The following is a 24,026-nucleotide window of genomic DNA, read 5'->3' on the forward strand; positions in this document are numbered from 1 at the left end:
GTAAGGGGGGATTGGATGGCGTTCGGTGCGGTGGTGGAGCTCGGCTCCCTGAATGGCGTCAATGGCTTTCGGGTCACGGGGGAGACCGTAAGCGACTATGCCGGGGCGTCCCTGGCCGCCGCCGGAGACGTCAACGGCGATGGCTTCGAAGACTTCATCGTCGGCGCCTGGCTGACAAACCTCAACGGGCCGAACACCGGCGCGACCTATCTGGTGTTTGGCAAGGCGGGCGGCTTCTCCGCCTCGTTGAGCCTGCAGTCGCTCAACGGCGTCAATGGCTTTCGGGTCATGGAAACCACCCCTGGCGCCGATGCCTTCGCCGTGTCCGGAGGCGGCGACTATAACGGCGATGGCTACGACGACCTGCTGATCGGGACCCGCTGGGACAACGCCAATTATAGCGGCGGCGCCTATGTCGTGTTCGGCAAGGGTTCCGCCTTCACGGCCAATGTCGATCCCTCCGTGCTGAATGGGACGAACGGTTTCCGCATTGTCGGCGCCATCGACCAGGGGCAGGCCGGCCGGGCCGTTTCCAACGCCGGGGATGTGAACGGCGACGGAACCGATGACTTCCTGGTGGCCGCGCCCTATGCGGACGGGTTCAATGGGGTCACCTACCTGGTCTTCGGCCGTGACGGCGGGTTCCCCGCCTCCATCCAGCTTTCCTCGATCGACGGGTCGAACGGCTTCCGCCTGACCGGCGTGGAGTCGGGGAAGGTCAGCGGGTTCGCTGTTTCCGGTGGTGGAGACATCAACGGCGACGGCTACGACGATCTGATCATCGGTTCCCCCAGCGCCTTCGCGCCGGAGTTCCGGATGGGGGCGACCTATGTCGTCTACGGGAAAGCCAGCTTCACGGCGGCGGTCTCGCTGGGCAACCTCAACGGGGCCAACGGCTTCACGATCGGCGGCGAGACGGCCGGGACCAACTCCGGCCACAGCGTCGCCAACGCCGGAGATGTCAATGGCGACGGCTATGACGACCTGATTATCGGTGCGCCCTACGCCGATCCGCACGGGACCGACTCGGGCTCCGCTTACGTCGTGTTCGGCGGCCCGGCCGGCAGCGCCAGCCGCAGCCTCGCGGACCTGAACGGCGCCAACGGGTTCAAGATCATCGGTGAGGCGGCCGGCGACCAGAGCGGCTTCTCGGTCTCCGGGGGCGGAGACTTCAACGGCGATGGCTATGCTGACCTGATCATCGGCGGCCCCAGGGCCGATGGCGGCGCCAGCGACGCGGGGGCCGCCTGGGTGGTGTTCGGCAAGGCCACCGGCTTCAACGCCGTCGTCGACCTGGCCAAGCTCAACGGGGCGAACGGGTTCGAGATTCGCGGACAGGCGGCGAGCGACTTCGCCGGCGCTGCAGTCTCGAACGGGGGCGACATCAACGGCGACGGCATCGACGACCTGCTGGTCGGGGCCAGGGAGTTCGGCTACGCCCAGGGCGCGGCCTACGTGATCTTCGGCCAGACGTCCGCGCCCATCAACACCCTGACCGGCGGCGCCGCCGCCGACCGCATCGCCGGCACGTTCGCCGCCGACAGGATTCTGGGCTTGGGTGGCAACGACAACCTCAGCGGGGTGTTTGGCGACGACCTGCTGGACGGCGGCGCCGGCGTCGACAAGCTGTTCGGCTACGACGGCGACGACACCCTGCTAGGCGGCGTCGGCAACGACCAGATCTATGGCGAAGTCGGCGACGACGTCCTCAACGGTGGCGGTGACAACGACCTGCTCGACGGCGGCATCGGCGCCGACACCATGTGGGGCGGCGATGGCAACGACGTCTTCCTGGTCGATGACATCGGCGATGACACCAACGAGGGCCTGTTCGAAGGCTACGACATCGTCCGCACCGCCCTGACCTGGACCCTGGCCGCCAATGTCGAGCAGCTGGAACTCCAGGGCTCGGGCAATGTCGATGGAACGGGCAACCTCTGGGCCAACAAGCTGTTCGGCAACACTGGCGACAACCGGCTGGACGGCTACCTGGGCGTCGACACCATCAACGGCGGCGACGGCGACGACGTCATCATCGGCGGGCTGGACAACGACCTGCTGCGCGGCGGCCTGGGGGCGGACACCTTCGTCGTCGCCCACGGTTTCAGCGTCATTCTGGAAACGGACCAGGTCTACGACTTCTCCACCGCCGAGGGCGACATCATCGACCTCTCCGGCCTGGACGCGGTTCCCGGCGGCGCCGACGACGCCTTCACCCTGGTATCGGGCTTCACCAAGCACGCCGGCGAGATGACCCTGAGCTTCGTGGGCGGGATCACCACCCTGCGCCTCGATATCACCGGCGATGGGCGGGTCGACTACCAGATGAAGATCAACGGCGACGTCACCGGCGCTTCCGCCGACTGGCTGCTCTAGCCGCCGGAGGGCTGCCCGCCGGGGGCGGCCCTCGCTTCACCGAACACTGTTTCAGTCCCGACACCTTACGGCAAATTCACTGGTCTAATCCTGCGCCGACCGGCCAAGTGCCGGACCCCGGAGGGACCCCAGATGCTCATTCGCGCCGCCGCCGTCGCGCTCGCCCTGCTATTGCCGACCGCCGCCCTGGCCCAGCCCAAGGCGCCGCCGCCGCGCGAGGTCGTCACCCGCACGGCCAAGGCCATCGAGGACCTCTACTTCGACCCCGCCAAGGCCGGCGCCATCGCCGCCGATCTGCGCAAGGAGGCGACCGCCGGCAAGTACGACCCGCTGACCGACCCCCGCGACCTGGCCACGGCCCTCACCGACCGCCTTCGCCCGCTCGATCACCACTTCGCCGTCACCTTCGATCCCAACCGCCCGCCGCGGCGCCTGGGTCCCGGCCCAGGCGGCCTGGCCGGCGGCCCCCCTCCCGGCCCGAGCCCTGAGGAAGAGGCCGAGGAAGCCCGCATCGCCTACGGCTTCGGCAAGGTTGAAATGCTGCCGGGGGCCATCGGCTACATCAACATGAGCGAGTTCGCCGATTTCGGCGCGGACGACGCTCCGGCCCGCCGCGCCGTGGACGCGGCCCTGACCCTGGTCTCCGGCGCCGACGCGGTGATCATCGACCTGCGCTTCAACGGCGGCGGCTCGCCGGCCATGGTCGGCTACCTGGTCAGCGCCTTCACCCCCAAGGGCGCCGACATCTTCAACACCTTCCACAGCCGGCAAGGGACCGACAGCGAGGCCCCAGCGACCTGGTACGCCCACCCGCGCACCGACGTCCCGGTCTTCATTCTGGTCAGCGGCCGCACCGGCTCCGCGGCCGAATCCTTCCCCTACACGATGCAGGCCGCCAAACGGGCGGTCGTGGTCGGCGAGACCACCGGGGGCGCGGCCAACCCGGGCGGCCCGGCCGATCTGGGCGACGGCTTCTCGATCTTCATTTCCCGCGGCGCTCCGATCAACCCGATCACCAAGACCAACTGGGAAGGCGGCGGGGTCAAGCCGGACGTCGCCGTCCCGGCCGCCGAGGCCCTCGACCGCGCCCGCATCCTGGCCCTCGAGGCCGTGCTGGCCAAAACCCCGAACGGCCCCTTCGCCCAGGACAGCCGCTGGACCCTGGAGGCGCTGAAGGCCCAGGCCGCCCCGCCGGTCGCCTACGCCAAGGCCGACTATCTGGGAACCTACGGCCCGGTGTCGGTCATCGAGGAGGGCGGCCGGATGCTGGTCAAGCGCCAGGGCCGCCCCGGCTGGGCCGTCACCCCGCTCGGCGGCGACGTCTTCTTCGACTCCGTCAACCTCACCCGCCGCGCCGTCTTCGAGCGCGACGCCAGCGGCAAGGTCGTCGCCTTCGAGGTGAAGGGCCCCAGCGGTCCCGGCGCGCGCTACCGCCGGGACTGAAAATCACATGCGGGCGGGGTGTGGATTACATCCGGTAACGCGGGTTGACGGCCGCAAGGGTTGACTTCCCGCCCCCCAAACGCAAAACCCCCCGCCAACTCAGAACATCGTTGGCGGGAGCCCCACACCCATGACCATCCGCGTCGCCATCAACGGCTTTGGCCGTATCGGCCGTCTCGTTCTCCGCTCGATCGCCGAGCATGGCCGTAACGACATCGAGGTTGTGGCCATCAACGACCTGGGTCCGGTCGAGACCAACGCCCACCTGCTGCGCTACGACAGCGTCCATGGCCGCTTCCCCGGCAACGTGACGACCGGTGAAGACTGGATCGACGTCGGCATGGGCAAGATCAAGGTCACCGCCGAGCGCGACCCGGCCAACCTGCCGCACAAGGCCCTGGGCGTCGACATCGCCTTCGAATGCACCGGCATCTTCACGGCCAAGGACAAGGCATCCGCCCACCTCACCGCCGGCGCCCGCCGCGTGCTGGTCAGCGCCCCGGCCGATAACGCCGACAAGACCATCGTCTACAAGGTCAACCACGAGACCCTGACCGCCGACGACATCGTCGTCTCCAACGGCAGCTGCACCACCAACGCCCTGGCCCCGGTCGCCAAGGTGCTGAACGACCTGTTCGGCATCGAGCGCGGCTACATGACCACCATCCACAGCTACACCGGCGACCAGCCGACGCTGGACACCATGCACAAGGATCTCTACCGCGGCCGCGCCGCCGCCCTGAGCATGATCCCGACCTCGACCGGCGCGGCCAAGGCCCTGGGCCTGGTGCTGCCCGAGCTGAAGGGCAAGCTGGACGGATCCTCGATCCGCGTGCCGACCCCCAACGTCTCGGTCGTCGACCTGAAGGTCGTGGCCGGCCGCGAGGTCACCGTCGAGGAGATCAACGCCGCCCTGCAGGCCGCCGCCGACGGCCCGATGAGCGGTGTCCTGGCCACCACCACCGATCCCCTGGTGTCGAGCGACCTCAACCACATCGCCGCCAGCTCCACCGCCGCCCTGCCCCAGACCCAGGTCGTCGACGGCAAACTGGCCCGGGTGCTGAGCTGGTACGACAACGAATGGGGCTTCGCGACGCGGATGAGCGACACGGCGCTGGTGATGGCGAAGTTCCTCTAAAGACCACCACCTCCGTCATCCCGGACAGCCCGCAGGGCTGATCCGGGACCCAGGGGGTGCGTGATCTCGCTGTATCAGCCGCCAGCTCAGGCGGCCCCTGGGTCCCGGCTCTCCGCGCTGCGCGCTGCGGCCGGGATGACGGGGATAATAGAACGGACCGACCATGCCCTTCCGCTCCCTCGAAACCGCCGACCTCGCCGGCAAGCGCGTCCTGGTCCGGGTCGATCTCAACGTGCCGATGGCCGACGGCGTCATCACCGACGACACCCGTCTGCGCGCCGTGCTGCCGACCATCCGCTACCTGTCGACAAAGGGCGCCAGGACCATCCTGCTGGCCCACTTCGACCGGCCCAAGGGCAAGCGCGTCCCCGAGATGAGCCTGGCCCCCATCGCCGGGCCGCTGTCGGCCCTGCTGGAACAGCCGGTGCTGTTCGCCGACGACTGCATCGGCGAGCCCGCCTACAAGGTGGTCAGGAAGCTGGAGAACGGCGGCGTCGCCCTGATGGAGAACCTGCGCTTCCATCCCGGCGAGGAGGCCAACGACCCGGCCTTCGTCACCGAGCTGGCCGCCTTCGGCGACCTCTACGTCAACGACGCCTTCAGCGCCGCCCACCGCGCCCACGCCTCGACCGAGGGCCTGGCCCGCCTGCTGCCGGCCTATCCGGGCCTTTCGATGCAGCGCGAGCTGGAGGCCCTCGACGCGGCGCTCGGCAATCCGCAGAGGCCGGTGATGGGCATCGTCGGCGGGGCCAAGGTCTCGACCAAGCTCGACCTTCTCAACAACCTGGTCGGCAAGCTGCAGTACCTGGCCATCGGCGGCGGCATGGCCAACACCTTCCGCTACGCCCAGGGCTACGACATCGCCGCCTCGCTGTGCGAGAAGGAGATGGCCGATACCGCTCGCCATATCCTGGACAGCGCCAAGACCGCCGGCTGCCACATCCTGCTGCCCACCGACGTGATCGTGGCCAAGGACCTCAAGCCCGGCGCCGCCACCCGCACCGTCGAGCTCAGCCAGACGGCGGGCGGCCTGGAAGCCGACGACAAGATCTTCGACGTCGGGCCCAACAGCCTGGCGCAGCTGATCGACGCCATGAGCGAGTCGAAGACCCTGATCTGGAACGGTCCCCTCGGCGTCTTCGAGGTCCCGCCCTTCGACGCCGCCACCGTCGCGGCCGCGCGCCATGCCGCCAAACTGGCCACGGCCGGCAAGCTGATCGCCGTCGCCGGCGGCGGGGATACGGTCTCGGCGCTGAACCATGCAGGCGTGGCGGGCGAAATGACGTTCGTCAGCACCGCCGGCGGCGCGTTCCTGGAGTGGATGGAAGGCAAGCCGCTGCCCGGCGTCGAGGCGCTGGAAGCCTAGCCCGCACAGCCCTCCGCCGCCGGTTGGGGGCAAATAATCCGGGGACACTATATAGATTTCCGTCAATGCGGGTCCGATCACCTGAGCGATCGCCGGAAATCTATATAGTGTCCCCGGATTATCCCCGGATTATTTGCTGCGCCGCTTTGAGTGCGTCAGCCGCCACTCACGCCGTACCCGATCAGTCCCACCGCCACCGCCAGCAGCATCCAGCCCGGGTGCTTTCCGCGCGTCCCCAGCAGATTGCCGACCGCCGCGAAAGCGAACTGCCCGCCGGCCAGCACCCCGACCGCCAGCCGCGCCTCCGGCCCCGCCGCGAGGCCCGCCCAGACCAGCGCCACACCACTCAGCAGCCAGCTGAAGGCGCTGTACTGCAGCAGCATGGTCACCAGCCGCCCAATCACCACGCTGAGCCGGCCATCGGCGGACAGCGCCTGCAGCGGCCGCACCATCAGCTTCTGCGTCAACACCCCGTGGATAATCGCGGTCCCGCCGCCGACCACCCCGGCGCCGATCAGCGCCATCGCATGCCAATCCATGTCCATACACTCCTGTATGGTCCTCCTCTGCGCGCCACCCTCGCCCGAGTCAATACAGTTGTGTATGGTCCATCGATGACCGAACGCCTCTCCAAATCCGACTGGATCGACCATGGCTTGAAAACCCTTGCCGCCGAAGGGCCCGGCGGCCTCAAGGCAGGCCCGCTGTCGGCTGCCCTGAACGTCTCGCGCGGCAGCTTCTATTGGCATTTCGCGGACCTCGCCGACTTCCACGGAGAGGTCTTGCGCACCTGGCAGGACCGCAGCACTGAGCAGGTCATCCAGCTGCTGGAAAGCGGCGGCGCCGATCCCGACCGTCTGAAGCGTCTGATGCGCGGCGGGTTTCGATATGGCGCCGCGCTAGACAGTGGCATCCGCGCCTGGGCCGCCACCGACCCGGTCGTCGCCGCCGCCGTCGCAGCCGTCGATGCCCGCCGGATCGGTTACATCGCCGGCCTGCTGTCCACCGCCGGACAGCCACCGGCGAGAGCGCAGGCCCGCGCCCGCTTCCTCTACTGGGCCTATCTGGGCCAAGCCATCGTCATGGACCCCGGCCACGCCACCTTGAGCGCCCCCGACCTGGACGACATCAGCGCTCTGTTTGGAGGTTGACCCTGCGTCGCCCGCTTGCCGGAATGCCGCTCTTCCCTCAAATCTGAAAACGAACGGTCGCCCTCAGCCCGCGCCGTCAAACAAGGGGAGAAACCACCAATGTTTTCGCACGTCATGGTCGGCACCAACGACCTCCAGAAATCCAAGGCCTTCTACGACAAGCTGATGGCCACGATCGGCGTCGGCCCGTCCATCGTCGACGGCCACCGCATGTTCTACATGGGTCCCAAGGGCATCTTCTGCGTCTCCGAGCCGATCGATGGCCAGCCGGCCTGCCACGCCAACGGCGGCACCATCGGCTTCGCCTGCGACTCGCCCGAACAGGCCAAGACCTGGCACGACACCGGCGTCGAGGCCGGCGGGACCTCCATCGAAGATCCGCCCGGCGTGCGCGAAGGCAGCGTCGGCAAGATGTACCTCGCCTACCTGCGCGACCCCGACGGCAACAAGCTGTGCGCCATGCATCGCCTGCCGGCCTAGTGAACCCGGCGCCGGCCTGACCGCCGGCGCCGCCTCTTCAGGGACGACCCATGCACAAGGGCTCCTGCCTCTGCGGCGCGGTGCGGTTTTCCACCGACGCCGCCATCGACCATTCCGACGCCTGCCATTGCGGAATGTGCCGCAAGGCGTCCGGCCACTTCTGGGCCTCGGCCGACGTGCCGAAGGAGGCCCTGACCATCGAGGACGAAAACGCCGCCCTTCGCTGGTACGCCTCCTCCGAGAAAGTCCGCCGCGGCTTCTGCGGGACCTGCGGCTCGCAGCTGTTCTGGGACCCGATCCACGGCAAGCGCATCGCCTTCGCCATGGGCGCCCTGGAAAAGCCCACCGGCCTGAAACTGGCCAAGCACATCTTCGTCGCCGACAAGGGCGACTACTACGAGATCGCCGACGGCCTGCCGCAGGAAGGACTGTAGCGGCCGCAATTGCGGGCAGCCGCCGTTTTGATCACGCGCCCGTGACAGCCGGGGGTGACTCCGCGCCCGCCTCCGACTAAACCCACCGCACAAAATCAAAAATACCGACGCAAGGAGTTTTCCGTGGCCCGCATCACCCTGCGCCAGCTGCTCGACCACGCCGCCGAGCACGACTACGGCCTGCCCGCCTTCAACATCAACAACATGGAACAGGGCCTGGCGATCATGGAGGCGGCCGACGCCGTCGATTCGCCGGTCATCATCCAGGCCTCGCGCGGGGCGCGGAACTACGCCAACGACATCATGCTGGCCCGGCTGATCGACGCCCTGGTCGAGATCTATCCGCACATCCCGGTCTGCATGCACCAGGACCACGGCAACGGCCCGGCCACCTGCGCCACCGCCATCCAGTACGGCTTCACCAGCGTGATGATGGACGGCTCCCTCGAGGAAGACGCCAAGACCCCGGCCTCCTACGAATACAACGTCGACGTCACCCGCCGGGTGGTCGAGATGGCCCACTCTTGCGGCGTCTCCGTCGAGGGCGAGCTGGGTGTGCTCGGCAGCCTGGAGACCGGCATGGGCGAGGCCGAGGACGGCCATGGCTTCGAGGGCAAGCTCGACCACGCCGCCCTGCTGACCGACCCGGACCAGGCCGTCGACTTCGTCAAGCGCACCCAGGTCGACGCTTTGGCGATTGCGATGGGCACCAGCCACGGCGCCTACAAGTTCAGCCGCCAGCCTGACGGCGCGGTGCTGGCCATGAACGTCATCGAGGAAATCCACCGCCGCCTGCCCAACACCCATCTGGTGATGCACGGCTCCAGCTCGGTGCCCAAGGACCTGCAGGAGATCATCAACGCCTACGGCGGCGAGATGCCCGAGACCTGGGGCGTGCCAATCGAGGAGATCCAGCGCGGCATCAAGAACGGCGTCCGCAAGATCAACATCGACACCGACAACCGCATGGCCATGACCGGCGCCATCCGCAAGGTGCTGGCCCTGAAGCCCGGCGAGTTCGACCCGCGCGCCTATCTGAAGCCCGCCAAGGAAGCCATGCGCAAGGTCTGCCAGCAGCGCTTCGAGGAGTTCGGGGCCGAGGGCTGGGCCAGCAAGATCAAGCCGCTGAGCACGGCGAAGATGGCCAAGCGCTATGAGAGCGGCGAGCTGACCATCAAGATCGACAAGAGCCTGCAGCCGGCTTAGCGGCGGCTGCATCCCTCCCCTTTATGGGGAGGGACCGACGGCGAAGCCGTCAGGGTGGGGAAGTCGGATGCCGCCCACCCAGAGCCTGTCGTCTTGGCAATCTCACAACCACGGCGGTCAGCGCTTGAACGCGAGTACCCCACCCTGCGCGCTACGCGCGCTGTCCCTCCCCATAAAGGGGAGGGAGGTCGATCATCGCGCCCTCACTGATCGATATCGGCGCCCTTCATCTCCTTGATGAACAGCCAGCCGATCACCGCCGTCGCCGCCGCCGCCACCACCGGGTACCAGAGCCCGTAGTAGATGTTGCCCGTGGCGGCGACCATGGCGAAGGCCGTGGTCGGCAGGAAGCCGCCGAACCAGCCATTGCCGACATGGTAGGGCAGGCTCATCGAGGTGTAGCGGATGCGGGCCGGGAACATCTCGACCAGGGCCGCGGCGATCGGCCCGTAGACCATGGTCACCAGCAGGACGAGGGCGAACAGCACCGCCACCACCATCGGTTTGTCGACCTTGGCGGAGTCGGCCTTGGCCGGATAGCCGGCGGCGCTCAGGGCCGCGCCCAGCTCCTTGCGCCAGGCCGTCTGGGCGGCGGTGAAGGCCTTGGCCGGCATGCCGGCGCCCTCGAACGACGGCACCTTCACCCCGCCGACCTCGACCACCGCCAACGTCCCGGCCGGGGCGGCGACGTTCTCATAGTTCACCCCGGCCGAGGCCAGGGCCGACTTGGCGACGTCGCAGCTGTTGGTGAAGGCGGTCTTGCCGACCGGGTCGAACTGGAAGGCGCAGGCGGCCGGATCGGCCACCACCTTGACCGGCGCGCTGGCCGTCGCCGCCGCCAGGGCCGGATTGGCGGCCACGGTCAGGGTCTTGAACAGCGGGAAGATGCTGATCGCCGCGATCAGGCAGCCGGCCAGAATCACCGGCTTGCGCCCGATGCGGTCCGACAGCCAGCCGAAGACGATGAAGAAGGGCGTGCCCATCAGCAGCGAGATGGCCACCAGGCTGTTGGTCAGGGCCCCGTCGACCTTCAGCGTCTTCTCCAGGAAGAACAGGGCGTAGAACTGGCCGGTGTACCAGACCACCGCCTGGCCGGCGGTCAGCCCGACCAGGGCCAGGATGACCAGCTTGAGGTTCTTGCCATTGGCGAAGGCCTCGCTGAGCGGTTTCTTGGCCGCCCGCCCCTCGTCGACCATCTTCTGGAACACCGGGCTCTCATTGAGCCGCAGGCGGATCCACAGCGACACGCCCAGGAGCAGGATCGAGGCCAGGAACGGAATCCGCCAGCCCCAGGCGGCGAAGGCGTCCTCGCCGGTCTGGCCGCGCACGCCCAGGATGACGATCAGCGACAGGAACAGGCCAAGCGTCGCCGTGGTCTGGATGAAGCTGGTGTAGAGGCCCCGCTTCCCCGGCGGCGCATGCTCGGCGACATAGGTCGCCGCCCCGCCGTACTCGCCGCCCAGGGCCAGGCCCTGGATCAGGCGCATCAGCACCAGCAGGATCGGCGCCGCCACCCCGATGGTCGCGTAGCCCGGGAGCAGCCCGACCACGAAGGTCGAGCCGCCCATCAACAGCATGGTGACCAGGAAGGTGTTCTTGCGCCCCCACAGGTCGCCGAGCCGCCCGAACACCACGGCGCCGAACGGCCGCACGAAGAAGCCTGCCGCGAAGGCCAGCAGGGCGAAGATGTAGCCGGTGGTCTCGTTGACCCCGCTGAAGAAATGTTTGGAGATGAAACCGGCCAGGGAGCCGTACAGGTAGAAATCGTACCACTCGAAGATGGTCCCGGCCGACGCCCCGCCGATGACCATGGCGTGTCCGCCGCCCGTCCGTTTCCCGCTCATCCCCACTCCCCTGGTTTTTGGTACCGCTACCATAAATCCACTGCCGGATGACAGGGGCCTATTCCAAGGCTAGAACGCCCCTCCTTCAATTCCTACCCAGACAGAAGACCGAGCATGGCCGGCCACTCAAAATTCAAGAACATCATGCACCGCAAGGGCCGCGCCGACGCCGCCCGGTCCAAGCTGTTCTCCAAACTGTCGCGCGAGATCACCGTCGCCGCCAAGTCCGGCATGCCCGACCCGGCGATGAACCCGCGCCTGCGCCTGGCGGTGAACAACGCCAAGGCCGAGAGCCTGCCCAAGGACGTCATCGACCGCGCCATCAAGAAGAGTCAGATGGGCGACGCCGACAGCTATGAGGAAATCCGCTACGAGGGCTTCGGCCCCGGCGGCGTCGGCGTCATCGTCGAGGCCCTGACCGATAATCGCAACCGCGCCGCCGCCAACGTCCGCTCGATCTTCTCCAAGAACGGCGGGGCCCTGGGCGAGACCGGCTCGGTGGCCTTCATGTTCGACCGCATGGGCCAGATCACCTACCCGGCCAAGGCCGGCAGCGAGGACGCGGTCATGGAGGCGGCCATCGAGGCCGGGGCCGAGGACGTCGAGTCCGACGAGGAAAGCCACGTCATCTGGACCGCCTTCGAGGACCTCTCGGCCGTGGTCGACGCCCTGACCGCCCAGCTGGGCGATCCCAAGACCACCGCCATCACCTGGCGCCCCAAGTCGCTGACCCCTGTCGAGGGCGACGCCGTGGCGACGATCATGAAGCTGATCGACACCCTCGATGACGAGGACGACGTCCAGAACGTCTACGCCAACTTCGACATCAGCGACGAGGACCTGGCCAAGCTGGGGTAACAGCCGGGGACATGTTCGATTTGCCCAGCAAATCGTACGTGTCCCCTCTTCTTCGGACCACGCGAAACCGCAAGAGGGGACACGTACGGATTTCTGCGAAATCCGAACATGTCCCCGGAATCACAAAACTATTTCCAACCTCCCCGAACGGGTGAATGATCCGCTCCCGGAGGGGTTTGCGATGGATTTTTTCGACGCTCGGGTCTTTCATCCCGAGTATTTCCTGCCACTGCTGGGGGCCCTGGTCGCCGGCAGCCTGATCGGCGTCGAACGCGGCCATCGCGGCCAGCCGGCGGGGTTCCGCACCCACGCCCTGCTCTGCCTGACCAGCGCCATGCTGATGGTGGCGGCCAACCACCAGTTCGCCTGGGCCGGCGGCAGCACCCCGCATGACGTCATCCGCATCGACCCGGTGCGCATGAGCCACGGCATCCTGACCGGCGTCGGCTTCCTCGGCGGCGGCGTCATCTTTCGCGAGGGCTTCACGGTCCACGGCCTGACCACGGCGGCCTCGATCTGGATCACCTCGGCGCTGGGCATCCTCTACGGCGTCGGTTTCTGGAGCGTCGCCATCGGCGGCACGGTGCTGGCCCTGATCATCCTCAACACCTTTCGGGCCATCGACCGCTGGCTGCCGCAGCAGGCGCTGGCCGAGGTGACCATCCGCTACGCCCGCGACTCGGCCCCCGACACCGCCGAACTGCGCCGCCAGATCCTCGAACTGGGCCTCGACCCGGCCCCCTTCAGCCACCGCCTGATGAAGAAGGGCAGCCTGATCGAGCACGGCGCCACCGTCCGGGCCAAGAGCCGCGAAAAAATGGACGAACTGGCCGCCATGCTGCGCCAGAACCGCAATGTCGTGGAATTCGAGATCGCGCCCAGGAACCACTAGCCGCCGGTGAAGGAAATCCGGGGACACTATATAGATTTCCGGCCGGGCCTCTCGACGCTGCGCCGCCATCAAACGGAAATCTATATAGTGTCCCCGGATTTCCCGCCCCGCTGCCAAAGCGCGTTTGCACTTTCTTCAGACTCGTCGCCAATGTAGGGAAACATATGGCGAACACGATCCGACTCCTCGGGCTCGATCCGGGCCTACGAAAGACCGGCTGGGGCGTCATCGACGTCGATGGCTCGCGGCTGAGCTGGGTCGCGCACGGGGTGATCTCGCCCGACGACAAGGCTCCCTTCTCCGACCGCCTGCTCTGCCTGTTCGAGGGCATCACCGGCGTCATCGAGACCTACGGCCCGCATGAGGCGGCGGTCGAGGAGACCTTCCTCAACACCAACGCCCAGTCGACCCTGAAGCTCGGCCACGCCCGCGCCGCCGCCATGATCGCCCCAGCCAAGGCCGGGCTGCTGGTCGCCGAATACTCGGCCAAGGAGGTCAAGAAGTCGGTGGTCGGCACCGGCGGGGCCGACAAGACCCAGGTCGCCTACATGATCGCCCGGCTTCTCCCGACCGCCGGCGGGGCCACGGCCGACGCCGCCGACGCCCTGGCCGTCGCCATCGCCCATGCCCACGCCCGCAAGGCGAGAGCCATCGGCCAGGTCACCCACCACAGCCTTCGGAAAGCCCTCGCCAGAAAAGACTTGGGGAGGGTCGCATGATCGGCCGCCTGCGCGGCATCGTCGCCGAGATCGGCGAAGACGAGTGCCTGATCGATGTCGGCGGCGTCGGCTATGTCGTCCGCTGCGGGGCGCGCACCCTGAGCCGCCTCCCCCCGGTGGGCGAAGAGACGGTGCTGCACACCGAAAACCCCTGGAGCGAGCAGATCGGCCCGCAGCTCTACGGCTTCCTGGCCCGCGACGAGCGCCGCGCCTTCGTCCTGCTGCGCGCCATCCAGGGCGTCGGCCCCAAGGCGGCCATGGCCGTGCTCGACGTCGCCTCCCCGGCCGAGCTGGCCGGGGCCATCGCCCGCGACGACAAGGCCCTGATCGGCCGCGCCAACGGGGTGGGGCCGAAGCTCGCCCAGCGCATCGTCACCGAGCTGAAGGACAAGCCGATCAGCGACGGCCCGGCCATCTTCGCCCCCAACACCGCCGCCCCCCGGGCCGTGGCGCCTAGCGCCGCGGGTGAAGCGGTCTCGGCCTTAATGGGCCTCGGCGTCGCCGAGCCAATGGCCCGCCGGGTGATTGAACAGGCCTCGCTGCGGCTGGGCGAAGACGCGAACGTGTCGGCCCTCATCAAAGCCGGCCTGCAGGAGTTGGGGCGTTGAGCGCCCCTTACCTCCCTCCCCGAATGGGGAGGGCAGACGCGCGGTTACGCGCGTCGGGTGGGGCAGTCGGCCGCCGGCCGCGCCGAGGACCCACTGAGAAGCCTAACCGGCGGGCGCTAGTGACCCACTGCCCCACCCGGCGCGCAACGCGCGCCTGCCCTCCCCATTCGGGGAGGGAGGTCGCATGACCCGCATCGTTTCCCCCTCCGAAGCCCCCGCCGAGGGCCCCGACAAGGCCATGCGGCCCCAGACCCTGGCCGAGTTCGTCGGCCAGCAGCAGGCCAAGGGCAATCTCAAGGTCTTCATCGACGCCGCCCGGGCCCGCGGCGAGCCGCTCGACCACGTGCTGCTGTTCGGTCCGCCGGGCCTGGGCAAGACCACGCTGGCCCAGATCGTCGCCCGCGAACTGGGGGTCAACTTCCGCGCCACCAGCGGACCCGTCCTGGCCAAGGCCGGCGACCTGGCCGCCATCCTGACCAACCTGGAACCCAACGACGTTCTGTTCATCGACGAGATTCACCGCCTGAGCAGCAACGTCGAGGAAATCCTCTACCCGGCCATGGAGGACCAGGTGCTCGACCTGGTCATCGGCGAAGGCCCCTCGGCCCGCTCGATCCGCATCGACCTGGCCCCCTTCACCCTGGTCGCCGCCACCACCCGCGCCGGCCTGCTGGCCACCCCCCTGCGCGACCGTTTCGGCATCCCCATCCGCCTGGAGTTCTACACCCAGGCCGAGCTGAAACTGGTCATCGACCACGCCTCCCGCCGCATGGGCATCGCCGTCAGCGACGACGGCGCCGCCGAGATCGCCGCCCGCTCCCGCGGCACGCCGCGCGTCGCCGGTCGCCTGCTGCGCCGGGTCCGCGACTTCGCCGCCGCCGACGGGGCCGAGGTCATCGACCAGAAGCACGCCGCCCGGGCCCTGGCCCGCCTCGAGGTCGACGAGCATGGCCTCGACAGCCTCGACCGCCGCTACCTGCGGGCTCTGATCGAGCACTACAACGGCGGCCCGGCCGGGGTCGAAACCCTGGCCTATGCCATCGCCGAGGCCCGCGACGCCGTCGAGGACGTCATCGAGCCCTATCTGATGCAGCAGGGCTTCATCCAGCGCACCCCGCGCGGCCGCGTCGCCTGCGGCAAGGCCTACCTGCATCTGGGCCTCAGCGAACCGCCGACGCCGCCCGGCCTGATCCTCAAGGCGCAGGGGACATTGTTCGAGGAATGATCCGCCTGTTGCGCCCGATCACCATCGGCATCGTGATCGGCACGGTGCTCGGCCTTGCGGTCTCGGGCCTGGTGCTGGGTGGTGTCGTCTGGTTGCTCCTGCGTTCGGAAGCCGAAAATGAGGCGCAGGAGCGCGACTACGGCGGCCAAGCCGCCGCCGCCCTCGTTCAGCGGTTCGGACAGCGGGCCGTCGCCCAGCGCCTCTGGGAAATCGAGATCCATGAGGAACTCAACCACGCCACCTGCGGCCTCCTGGCCCGGCCTGGCAAGGCGCCGCTGCTCTTCGCGCACCGTAAGGGCAAGCCCGGCCATCTGATCGCCGAAGGCGACACCCTGCCGCCGCATGAGCAAGCCGTACTCGCTCAATGCGCCGCCGAGCCGGAAGGCATCCGGACCCGATAAGGCCCCAAAACGGGCCATTCAACCCTCACCTCAGGGAACTTTGGCGCTCCATTTCCGATTGTAGCGGGACCAGGCTGTCTCGAGTTCGTGTCATATCTCCCATCCACCCCGCCCTGATCCCGGAGACGCGTTTGCACTCGCCGTTGGATCAACCGACCTGCATCGACCGCCTGCGGGCCGGCATCGATAGCCCGTGGAAGGTGTTCGGGACCAAGGCCGTCATCGGCGATGTCGGCCCGCTCTACGCCAGCCTGCGCCGCCGGGTGCGCTGGCGCAGCCCGTTCCGCGTCTGCCTGGACGTCAGCCTTCTCCGCCACGGCTCGGCCACCACCCTGATCTGCCGCCGGGGCCTGCATCCCCTGGCCGCCCTGCTGGCCGGCGGCTGGTTCGGGCTGCTGGTCGCCATCGTCGGCATCTTCAGCGTCTTCGCCGTGGCCGGCGGCCTGCTGGAGCGGTGGTGGCCGCTGCTGATCCTGCCGCCGCTGCTGCTCAGCGGCGTGGTGCTGGCCTTTCTGCTGGGCCGCGGCGACCCGGCGCGAGACCATGCCTTCCTCATCGAGCGCCTCGCCCTTATGACGGAGGCGACACCAGCCTGAAGAGCCCCGATGAGCGACCTCCCCGAACCCACCGCCGGCCTGTTCGCCGGCCGCGAGCACCGCCTGCCCGTGCGGGTCTATTACGAGGACACCGACTTCACCGGCGTCGTCTACCACGCCAACTACAGCCGCTATTTCGAGCGCGGCCGCAGCGACTTCCTGCGCATGGCCGGGGTGTCGCACAGCGACCTGCTCGACGGCGAAACCCCCATCGCCTTCGTCGTCACCCGCATGGAGATCGACTTCAAGCGCCCTGCCCGCATCGACGACGCCCTGGTGGTCCGCACCACCTACGACGCCGTCAAAGGCCCCCGCCTGTTCATCAGTCAGACCATCACCCGCGGCGACGACCTGATCGCCCAGGCCGCCGTTCACGCCGCCTGCATCCGTCTCGACGGCCGCCCCTCCAAGCCGCCGCCGGGGATGGCCGACAAGCTGAGGCCCTGGTTCGCACCTGAATAAGTCTAGACATATTCATTTTCGAGGATTCTGCGGCGGAAACCGGCGCGCGCCGGTTTTCGCCCGGCTGTAGCCTTGCGCGACCTCCAGGCGACCCACGGACGGCAACAGCCGGCCAACAGGCCGACCTACGCCCGAGGCCACATTCGACGCGCCCCGATCAACCCCGAAAAGACAGGTTTTTCAACGACCTGGGCGCAATCGGTCGCTGACCCGCGACGCGGGCGGTATAATGTGGGTCCGCTTCGATAGCGGCCGCCCGCGCCACCGGCCTGAACAGGGCGGATTTTGCACGCAACCGACGAGCCCGCGTGCATTCCGGTCACAGCTGGTTAACCACTAGGGCACATGTCTTTTCGACGCCTTATTGTCACCAAAGCCGCGCAGATGATGCGGGTAAGACGACACTGACCTCGGGGGAGCCCTGAACGCATGGAACCGCACGCCGTCACGGCCGACAGCTTCTCCTTCATCGCCCTGTTCCTCAAGGCCGACTGGGTCATCAAGGGCGTCATGGTCGGCCTGGCCGTCGCCTCCCTGGTCAGCTGGGCGGTGATCATCGACAAGTTCGTCCGTTTCGGCGGCCTCAACCGCCAGGCCAACGCCTTCGAGGACAAGGTCGGCTCGGGCCGGCCGCTGGAGGAGATCGCTCAGGAGGCCGGCAATTCCAAACACCCCCTGCCGCGTCTGCTGAACGCCGCCCTGCGTGAATGGCGCGACACCCGCGCCAAAGGGGCCATCGGCGACACCCAGACGGCGCTCCTGATCCAGCGCATCGACAGGGTGCTCGACAGCAACATCGCCCGCGAGAGCCAGAAGGCCGAAGAGGGCCTGGGCACCCTGGCCATCGTCGCCACCGCCAGCCCCTTCATCGGCCTGTTCGGCACGGTCTGGGGCATCATGAACGCCTTCAAGAACATCGCCCTGGAGCAGAACACCTCGCTGCCGGTGGTTGCCCCGGCCATCGCGGAAGCCTTGTTCGCCACGGCCCTGGGCCTGATCGCGGCAATTCCCGCCTACATCGCCTACAACAAGTTCTCGACCGACGCCGGCAAGTTCGCCGCCCGTCTGGAAGGCTTCGCGGACGACCTGTCGACCGCCATCCAGCGCCGCCTGGCCGAGAAGGTCTAGGCGATGGCGCTATCGTCCAACGACGCCTTCGGGGCGGGCGGTGGCCGGCGTCGCCGGCGGGGCCGCGGCCGGCGCGGCGCGCTGTCGGAGATCAACGTCACCCCCCTGGTCGACGTCATGCTGGTGCTGCTGATCATTTTCATGATCTCCGCCCCGCTCCTGACCAGCGGCGTCTCGATCGAGCTGCCCAAGACCGAGGCCGGCTCGCTGCAGGACCAGTCCGAGCCCCTGACCCTGACGGTCAAGCGGGACGGCAAGCTTTTCGTCGGCGAGGAGGAGGTGCCGTTCGGCGCCCTCAAGGCGCGGCTGGCGGCCCTGTCGAACGAGAACTTCGAACGGCCGGTCTATGTCCGGGCCGATGGCCTGGCCTCCTACGAGGTGGTCGCCCAGGTGATGGCGGCCCTGAGCACCGGCGGCTTCAGCAAGATCAACCTGATCACCGACACCGGCGGCCCGACCAGCGGTCCCAAGCCGGAAGCGGCGGCCGAATGATACCTGGACGCGCCTGATTCATGGCCCGCGAGCGCCGACAGCTTGCGCCGGCCCTGATCGCCTCGGTGGTCGTCCACCTGGGCGTGGCCGCGCTCGCCCTGTTCGCCTGGCCCCATCAGTCCAAGCCGATCAACTTCGGCGCCGTGCCGGTGACCATCGTCACCGACGGCCCGGCCGAGCTGCGCAAGAGCCAGCAGGGCCCCGAGGAACTGGACGCCCTGACCGAAGAGCCGATCCCCGAACTGCCGCCCGAGCCGGTCGCACCGCCGGCCCCCGAACCCATTCCGACACCGGCCCCCGTGCCCGCCAAGGCCCAGGAGAAGGCCAAGCCGACGCCGTCTCCCACCCCCAAGAAACAGGCCAACCTCGATTTCGACGACCTGCAGAAGCGGCTGGAAAAGGCCGGCGGCGGCCAGCCCAAGGGCGGCGGCCAGAAGGGCCCGCCCCGGCCCTCCACCTCGCCCAAGCCGCAGCCCAAGGGCGCCGTCGGCGGCGGACCGAGCGGCGAGTGGCTGCAGGGCCTGCTGGCCGACCTCTACAAATACTGGCGGCCCAACTGCTTCGTCGAAGGCGGCCGCTCGGTGAAGGTGTCGGTCAAGGTCGTGCTGTCACAATCGGGCCGCGTCATGGGCGAGCCGCAGATCGTCCGCAGCTCCGGCGCCGATCCCCAGCTGGTCAGCGCCGGCGAGACCCGCGCCGTCCTGGCCATCAACCGCGCCCAGCCATTCAAGAACATGCCGCCCGAACTCTCCGGCGACAGCCTGACCCTCAACTTCGACGCCCAGAAGGCGTGTGCCCTATGAGCCTCCGCCTCATTCCCGTCCCCGACGCCCCGCAGGGTGTTCCGTCCCGCGCCACGAGGAGCCAGTCATGACTCTCCGCCACCTGCTCTTCGCCCTCTGCGCCCTCGTCATGGGGACCGCCGCCCTGCCCGGCGTCGCCGCCGCCCAGATCGAGGTCGACGTCAACCAGGGCAACATCCAGCCGGTGCCGATCGCCATCCCCGCCTTCAGCGGCGGCCGGGGCGGCGACATCGCCCAGGTGATCAGCGCCAATCTGGAGCAGTCAGGCCTGTTCGCGCCCGTCGAGGCCGCCGCCTTCCCCGAGCGCAACCTCGACATCGCCATCCAGCCCAACTTCGAGGCCTGGAAGACCATCGACACCCAGGTGCTGGTCAACGGCCAGGTGACCACCGAGGGCGACGGCCGCCTGCGGGTCGACTTCCGCCTCTGGGACATCGGGTCCGGGACCCAGCTGCTCGGCCTGCAGTTCACCTCGACGCCGGAGAACTGGCGCCGGGTGGCCCACAAGATCAGCGACCAGATCTACCAGCGCCTGACCGGCGAGAGCGGCTATTTCGACACCCGCGTCGTCTTCATCGCCGAGAGCGGCCCGCGCGGAAAGCGCGTCAAACGCCTGTCGATCATGGACCAGGACGGGGCCAACAACAGCTACCTGACCGACGGCAGCTACATCGTCATGACCCCGCGCTTCTCGGCCAACAGCCAGGAGATCACCTACATGGCCCTGCGGCCGACCGGGTCGTCGATTTACCTGTTCAACATCTCGACCGGCCGCCAGGAGACGCTGGGCCGCTTCGCCGGCATGGTCTTCGCGCCGCGCTTTTCGCCCAGCGGCGACCGGGTGGTGTTCAGCGTCGAGAAGAATGGGAACAGCGACCTCTACCTGATGGACCTGCGCAGCCGGTCCCAGACGCGGCTGACCAGCGACCCGGCCATCGATACCTCCGGCAGCTTCTCGCCCAACGGCGGCCAGATCGTCTTCAACTCCGACCGCGGTGGCTCACCCCAGCTCTATGTCATGAACTCGGACGGCTCAGGCGTGCGCCGCATCTCCCGGGGCGGTGGCCGCTACACCACCCCGGTCTGGAGCCCCAAGGGCGACTTCATCGCCTTCACCAAACAGGCCGGCGGCGTCTTCCACATCGGGGTGATGAAGCCGGACGGCTCGGACGAGCGCATCCTGACCACCAGCTATCTCGACGAGGGTCCGACCTGGGCCCCCAACGGCCGCGTCCTGATGTTCTTCCGCGAGGGCCGGGGCGGCGAGCCGCGGCTGTGGAACGTCGACATCACCGGACGCATTCTACGTCCGGCCCCTTATCGCGGTTCGGGGTCCGACCCGGCGTGGTCGCCTCTGTTGGACTAATCAGGACTAGAGTGTTCAACCGCCAAATGAATTGTGGTCCAGACGTCGCAATCCCACGGCATTGTGTGCCTGGCCTCAAGTTTTAAGTCGCACGCGTTCAAGGATCGGCGCCACTATCGGCCCGACACAACTGCCGAAGGAGGAAGCCGATGCGCTTCAACGCCAAAAGCGTCCTGAGACTGGCGCTCGTCGCCGTAGCCGCCGCCTCTCTGGCCGCCTGCGCCACGAAGCCAAAGCCCAATCCCAACGCCGGCGATCCGCCGCGCGGGACTCCGGAAACGCCCTATACGCCGCCGAAGGGCCCCGGTCCGGTGGACACCCGGCCGATCCCTGGCTCCAGCCAGGACTTCATCATCAACGTCGGCGACTTCGTCTACTTCGACCTCGACAGCTACGACATCCGCGGCGACGCCATGCCGGTGCTCGACGCCCAGGCCGCCTGGCTGCGCCGCTATCCGAACGTCTCGATCCGCATCGAGGGCAACTGCGACGAACGCGGCACCCGCGAGTACAACCTCGCCCTCGGCAGCCGCCGCTCCAACGCCGTCAAGGACTACCTGGTCTCGCGCGGCGTCTCGCCCAGCCGGATCATGACCCTGTCGAACGGCAAGGAACGGCCGATCAACCCCGGTACGGACGAAGAGTCCTACCAACAGAACCGCAACGGCCAGACGATCATCACCAGCGGCGCGCTGTAAGCGCCCTGGCCAGGTAACAGCGGAAAGGGGGTCGCCCACGCGGCCCCCTTTTTCGTATCCTCGCCGCAATATTGACGCCGGACACAGGACCTACTTCCCGCCATGAAGCCGACGCTCCCCCCTTCTCGTTGGGCCACCTCCCTCAAGGCCGCCCCCTTCGTGGCGGTGCTGATCGCCGTTTCGGTCCACTTCGCCGCCGTGGCGCAGACGCCGATGCCCGACCCGCTGGACGACCGTTCGGTCCGCCGCCTCGACAAGATGGAGAAGGTGGTCCGCGAGCTGCGCGCCATCGTCTTCCAGGGCCGCGACAGCGGCCAGCCGGTGGTGGTGCAGGACGCCGAGACCGGGGCCATGCTCGCCACCCTGACCGACCGCGTCGGCGACCTGGAACAGACCCTGACCCGCAACAACGCCGGCAATGAGGAACTGGGCCTGGAGCTGGACCGCACCAAGCAGGCGCTGGCTGCGTCCGAGGCCAACAACAAGCTGCTCAGCGACCGTCTGGCCAGCCTGGAGACCCGCCTGGCCGCCCTGGAAGCCGCCGCCGCCGCCTCGCCGACCGAGGAACAGGCCGCCGTCGCCGACACGCCGATCGATCCCGACGAACTGTTCGCGCTCGGCCGCAAGCAGATGAGCGAAGGCGACTACGCCAACGCCGAGAGCAGCTTCGACCGCTATGTCGACGAGTTCGGCGATACGCCCAAGGCCCCGGAAGCCCGCTACTGGCTGGGCAAGACCCTGACCGCCCGCGGCGACAACGCCCAGGCCGCCAGCGCCTACCTCGGCGCCGTGCGCGGCTGGCCCAAGACCAGCTGGGCCCCCGACGCGGTGGTCGAGCTGGCCCGCAGCCTGGTGGCCCAGAAGCTGCCGGCCGACGCCTGCCAGGCGCTGGGCGAACTGCCGCGCCGCTATCCCAACGCCGCCGCCGGGGTGACCACCCGGGCCCAGGCGGTGCGCGCGCAGGCCAAGTGCGCGGGCTGACCGCCCAGGTCCGCGACCTCCTCGCCGAGCGGGTCGCCGCCGTTCTGGACGACCGGCTTGAGCGCCACAGGGACACCCCGCTGGCCGTGGCGCTGTCCGGCGGCTCCGACTCCCTGGCGCTGCTGCATCTGGTCAGCGACTGGGCGCGGTTGAACGGCCGCGTTGTCATCGCCCTGACCGTCGACCATGGTCTGCAGGCGGCCAGCGCCGCCTGGGCAAGGCGCTGCGCCGTCCTGGCCGCCGAGCTCGGCCACGCCCACCGCACCCTTGTCTGGACCGGCGCCAAGCCGGCGACCGGCCTGCCCGCCGCCGCCCGCGCCGCCCGCCACGCCCTGCTGGCATCCGCCGCCCGCGAGGCCGGGGCGACCGTCCTGCTGATGGGCCATACCGCCAGCGACCTTGGCGAAAGCGCCGCCATGCGGGCGGCGGGCTCGACCGTGCCGGACGCGCGGGAATGGAGTCCGTCCCCGGCCTGGCCGGAGGGGCGGGGGGTGTTCGTGCTGCGGCCGTTGCTCGGGCTGGAACGGGAAGACCTGCAGGACTGGCTGGCGGCGCGTGGCGCCAGCTGGATCGACGACCCGGCCAACCTGGACATGCGCTACGCAAGGGCCAGGGCCAGGCGCCCAGTGAGTTCGCCTCTGGTCTCCCTTCTCCCCCCGCGGGAGAAGGTGGCGGCGAAGCCGACGGATGAGGGGGCTCACCGGCCTCCACGACAGCCTGTCGCCACCGCCTCCTCGCAGCTGGCGGCCGAGCGAGCCGGAATGATCACCCTGCCTCGCGCTGCACCTGCCAAGGTGCTGTCCGCCGCCTGCCTCTGCGCCGCCGGAACCAGCACCCCGCCGCGTACAGAACAGCTCACCACCCTCATCGCCCGTCTGGCTCATGAGGATGTGATCGCCACCCTGGCCGGCGCCCGCATCGAAGCCGCCGGCGACCAGATCACCGTCTCCCGGGAGACCGGCGAATTGTCGCGCCGCCCCTTGCCACCCCTGGCCCTGTGCCAAAACGAACCCGCCGTGTTCGACGGCCGTTTCGAACTGACCGCCAGCGCGCCGGGCCTTACCGTACAACCACTTTGGGGACATGCGGCGAAACTGCCCAAGGCCGAGAAAACCGCCCTGAAAACCCTGCCGGCGGCCGCGCGCGGAGCCCTGCCGCTGATCACTGACGGCGCTGGGCTCTGGACTTGCCCGATCCTTGCAGCTAGCCCCTCTGTCCGTATCCGGTCGCTGGTCCAGGCCCGTTTCGAAGCGGCGCTGGGCCTGATCACAAAGGAAGCGGATGCGCATCCGGTCGCAGATCATGGCGAACCCGGGGGCGGCGTCCTACATTGATGTGTTGCAACCCTTTTTGCGGACC

25 protein-coding genes are annotated in these 24,026 nt (G+C 68.5%); 23 read left to right on the forward strand and 2 right to left on the reverse strand.

Features of this window, described 5'->3' with window-relative positions; all coding sequences use genetic code 11:
* Positions 1-15: 15 nt before the first annotated feature.
* The 4 genes from AC1RSK_RS19850 to AC1RSK_RS19865 all read left to right on the forward strand — a co-directional run bounded on the left by AC1RSK_RS19850 (position 16) and on the right by AC1RSK_RS19865 (position 6,323).
* Positions 16-2,376 carry a hypothetical protein gene (locus AC1RSK_RS19850; protein WP_492909410.1) on the forward strand — a complete coding sequence of 787 codons (2,361 nt, stop codon included), beginning with the start codon at positions 16-18 and terminating at the stop codon, positions 2,374-2,376.
* A gap of 132 nt (positions 2,377-2,508) precedes the next feature.
* Positions 2,509-3,819: a S41 family peptidase gene (locus AC1RSK_RS19855; protein ID WP_492909411.1), complete on the forward strand. Its 1,311-nt coding sequence runs from the start codon at positions 2,509-2,511 to the stop codon at positions 3,817-3,819.
* 130 nt (positions 3,820-3,949) lie between these two features.
* Positions 3,950-4,957 (forward strand): type I glyceraldehyde-3-phosphate dehydrogenase, encoded by a 1,008-nt coding sequence (gap, locus tag AC1RSK_RS19860; protein WP_492909412.1) that lies wholly within the window; start codon positions 3,950-3,952, stop codon positions 4,955-4,957.
* A gap of 163 nt (positions 4,958-5,120) precedes the next feature.
* Positions 5,121-6,323 (forward strand): phosphoglycerate kinase, encoded by a 1,203-nt coding sequence (locus AC1RSK_RS19865; protein ID WP_492909413.1) that lies wholly within the window; start codon positions 5,121-5,123, stop codon positions 6,321-6,323.
* A 155-nt stretch (positions 6,324-6,478) separates the two neighbouring features.
* Here the strand turns inward: AC1RSK_RS19865 and AC1RSK_RS19870 are convergent, their stop codons facing one another.
* Positions 6,479-6,862 (reverse strand): hypothetical protein, encoded by a 384-nt coding sequence (locus AC1RSK_RS19870; protein ID WP_492909415.1) that lies wholly within the window; start codon positions 6,860-6,862, stop codon positions 6,479-6,481.
* 75 nt (positions 6,863-6,937) lie between these two features.
* On the opposite strand from AC1RSK_RS19870, the gene AC1RSK_RS19875 reads away from it, so the two are divergent.
* From AC1RSK_RS19875 to fba, 4 genes are all read left to right on the forward strand, one after another.
* A complete protein-coding gene (locus AC1RSK_RS19875; RefSeq protein WP_492909417.1) occupies positions 6,938-7,474 on the forward strand; it encodes a TetR/AcrR family transcriptional regulator in 537 nt (178 codons plus the stop codon).
* A 99-nt stretch (positions 7,475-7,573) separates the two neighbouring features.
* On the forward strand, positions 7,574-7,954 hold the full coding sequence (locus AC1RSK_RS19880) for a VOC family protein (RefSeq protein WP_492909418.1): 381 nt from the start codon (positions 7,574-7,576) through the stop codon (positions 7,952-7,954).
* Between the two features lie 50 nt (positions 7,955-8,004).
* Complete coding sequence (locus AC1RSK_RS19885) at positions 8,005-8,388, forward strand: GFA family protein (protein WP_492909420.1); 384 nt, start codon at positions 8,005-8,007, stop codon at positions 8,386-8,388.
* A gap of 123 nt (positions 8,389-8,511) precedes the next feature.
* A complete protein-coding gene (fba, locus tag AC1RSK_RS19890; protein WP_492909422.1) occupies positions 8,512-9,594 on the forward strand; it encodes a class II fructose-bisphosphate aldolase in 1,083 nt (360 codons plus the stop codon).
* Positions 9,595-9,797: 203 nt separating this feature from the next.
* On the opposite strand, the gene AC1RSK_RS19895 is transcribed toward fba, so the two are convergent.
* A complete protein-coding gene (locus AC1RSK_RS19895; RefSeq protein ID WP_492909423.1) occupies positions 9,798-11,438 on the reverse strand; it encodes an MFS transporter in 1,641 nt (546 codons plus the stop codon).
* A gap of 114 nt (positions 11,439-11,552) precedes the next feature.
* Here AC1RSK_RS19895 and AC1RSK_RS19900 point away from each other — a divergent pair, with 114 nt between their 5' ends.
* The 15 genes from AC1RSK_RS19900 (at position 11,553) to tilS (ending at position 24,001) form a co-directional block, all read left to right on the forward strand.
* Positions 11,553-12,296 (forward strand): YebC/PmpR family DNA-binding transcriptional regulator, encoded by a 744-nt coding sequence (locus tag AC1RSK_RS19900; protein ID WP_492909424.1) that lies wholly within the window; start codon positions 11,553-11,555, stop codon positions 12,294-12,296.
* A gap of 181 nt (positions 12,297-12,477) precedes the next feature.
* Entirely contained in the window at positions 12,478-13,188 is a 711-nt protein-coding gene (locus AC1RSK_RS19905; RefSeq protein WP_492909425.1) for an MgtC/SapB family protein, read from the forward strand.
* Between the two features lie 164 nt (positions 13,189-13,352).
* Entirely contained in the window at positions 13,353-13,907 is a 555-nt protein-coding gene (gene ruvC / locus AC1RSK_RS19910) for a crossover junction endodeoxyribonuclease RuvC (RefSeq protein WP_492909426.1), read from the forward strand.
* Complete coding sequence (gene ruvA / locus AC1RSK_RS19915; protein ID WP_492909427.1) at positions 13,904-14,515, forward strand: Holliday junction branch migration protein RuvA; 612 nt, start codon at positions 13,904-13,906, stop codon at positions 14,513-14,515. The genes ruvC and ruvA overlap by 4 nt, the downstream gene beginning before the upstream one ends.
* 184 nt (positions 14,516-14,699) lie before the next feature.
* A complete protein-coding gene (gene ruvB / locus AC1RSK_RS19920; RefSeq protein ID WP_492909428.1) occupies positions 14,700-15,740 on the forward strand; it encodes a Holliday junction branch migration DNA helicase RuvB in 1,041 nt (346 codons plus the stop codon).
* Positions 15,737-16,141 (forward strand): hypothetical protein, encoded by a 405-nt coding sequence (locus tag AC1RSK_RS19925; protein ID WP_492909429.1) that lies wholly within the window; start codon positions 15,737-15,739, stop codon positions 16,139-16,141. Before ruvB ends, AC1RSK_RS19925 begins: the two co-directional genes overlap by 4 nt.
* A 131-nt stretch (positions 16,142-16,272) precedes the next feature.
* Positions 16,273-16,737, forward strand: a complete 465-nt coding sequence (locus AC1RSK_RS19930; RefSeq protein WP_492909430.1) for a hypothetical protein — start codon at positions 16,273-16,275, stop codon at positions 16,735-16,737.
* Positions 16,738-16,746: 9 nt separating this feature from the next.
* Positions 16,747-17,199 (forward strand): tol-pal system-associated acyl-CoA thioesterase, encoded by a 453-nt coding sequence (gene ybgC, locus AC1RSK_RS19935; RefSeq protein WP_492909431.1) that lies wholly within the window; start codon positions 16,747-16,749, stop codon positions 17,197-17,199.
* 429 nt (positions 17,200-17,628) lie between these two features.
* On the forward strand, positions 17,629-18,327 hold the full coding sequence (tolQ, locus tag AC1RSK_RS19940) for a protein TolQ (RefSeq protein ID WP_492909432.1): 699 nt from the start codon (positions 17,629-17,631) through the stop codon (positions 18,325-18,327).
* Positions 18,328-18,330: 3 nt separating this feature from the next.
* Entirely contained in the window at positions 18,331-18,819 is a 489-nt protein-coding gene (locus tag AC1RSK_RS19945; RefSeq protein ID WP_492909433.1) for an ExbD/TolR family protein, read from the forward strand.
* A gap of 20 nt (positions 18,820-18,839) precedes the next feature.
* Complete coding sequence (locus AC1RSK_RS19950; RefSeq protein WP_492909434.1) at positions 18,840-19,622, forward strand: energy transducer TonB; 783 nt, start codon at positions 18,840-18,842, stop codon at positions 19,620-19,622.
* A 67-nt stretch (positions 19,623-19,689) separates the two neighbouring features.
* Positions 19,690-20,988, forward strand: a complete 1,299-nt coding sequence (gene tolB, locus AC1RSK_RS19955) for a Tol-Pal system beta propeller repeat protein TolB (RefSeq protein ID WP_492909435.1) — start codon at positions 19,690-19,692, stop codon at positions 20,986-20,988.
* A 149-nt stretch (positions 20,989-21,137) separates the two neighbouring features.
* Entirely contained in the window at positions 21,138-21,686 is a 549-nt protein-coding gene (pal, locus tag AC1RSK_RS19960; protein ID WP_492909436.1) for a peptidoglycan-associated lipoprotein Pal, read from the forward strand.
* A gap of 102 nt (positions 21,687-21,788) precedes the next feature.
* The gene (gene ybgF, locus AC1RSK_RS19965) at positions 21,789-22,667 is read left to right on the forward strand and encodes a tol-pal system protein YbgF (protein ID WP_492909437.1); all 879 of its coding nucleotides are present in this window, start codon (positions 21,789-21,791) and stop codon (positions 22,665-22,667) included.
* Positions 22,664-24,001, forward strand: a complete 1,338-nt coding sequence (gene tilS / locus AC1RSK_RS19970) for a tRNA lysidine(34) synthetase TilS (protein WP_492909490.1) — start codon at positions 22,664-22,666, stop codon at positions 23,999-24,001. The genes ybgF and tilS overlap by 4 nt, the downstream gene beginning before the upstream one ends.
* Positions 24,002-24,026: the final 25 nt, after the last annotated feature.

The organism is Caulobacter sp. GW821-FHT11A05 (genome assembly GCF_058809015.1).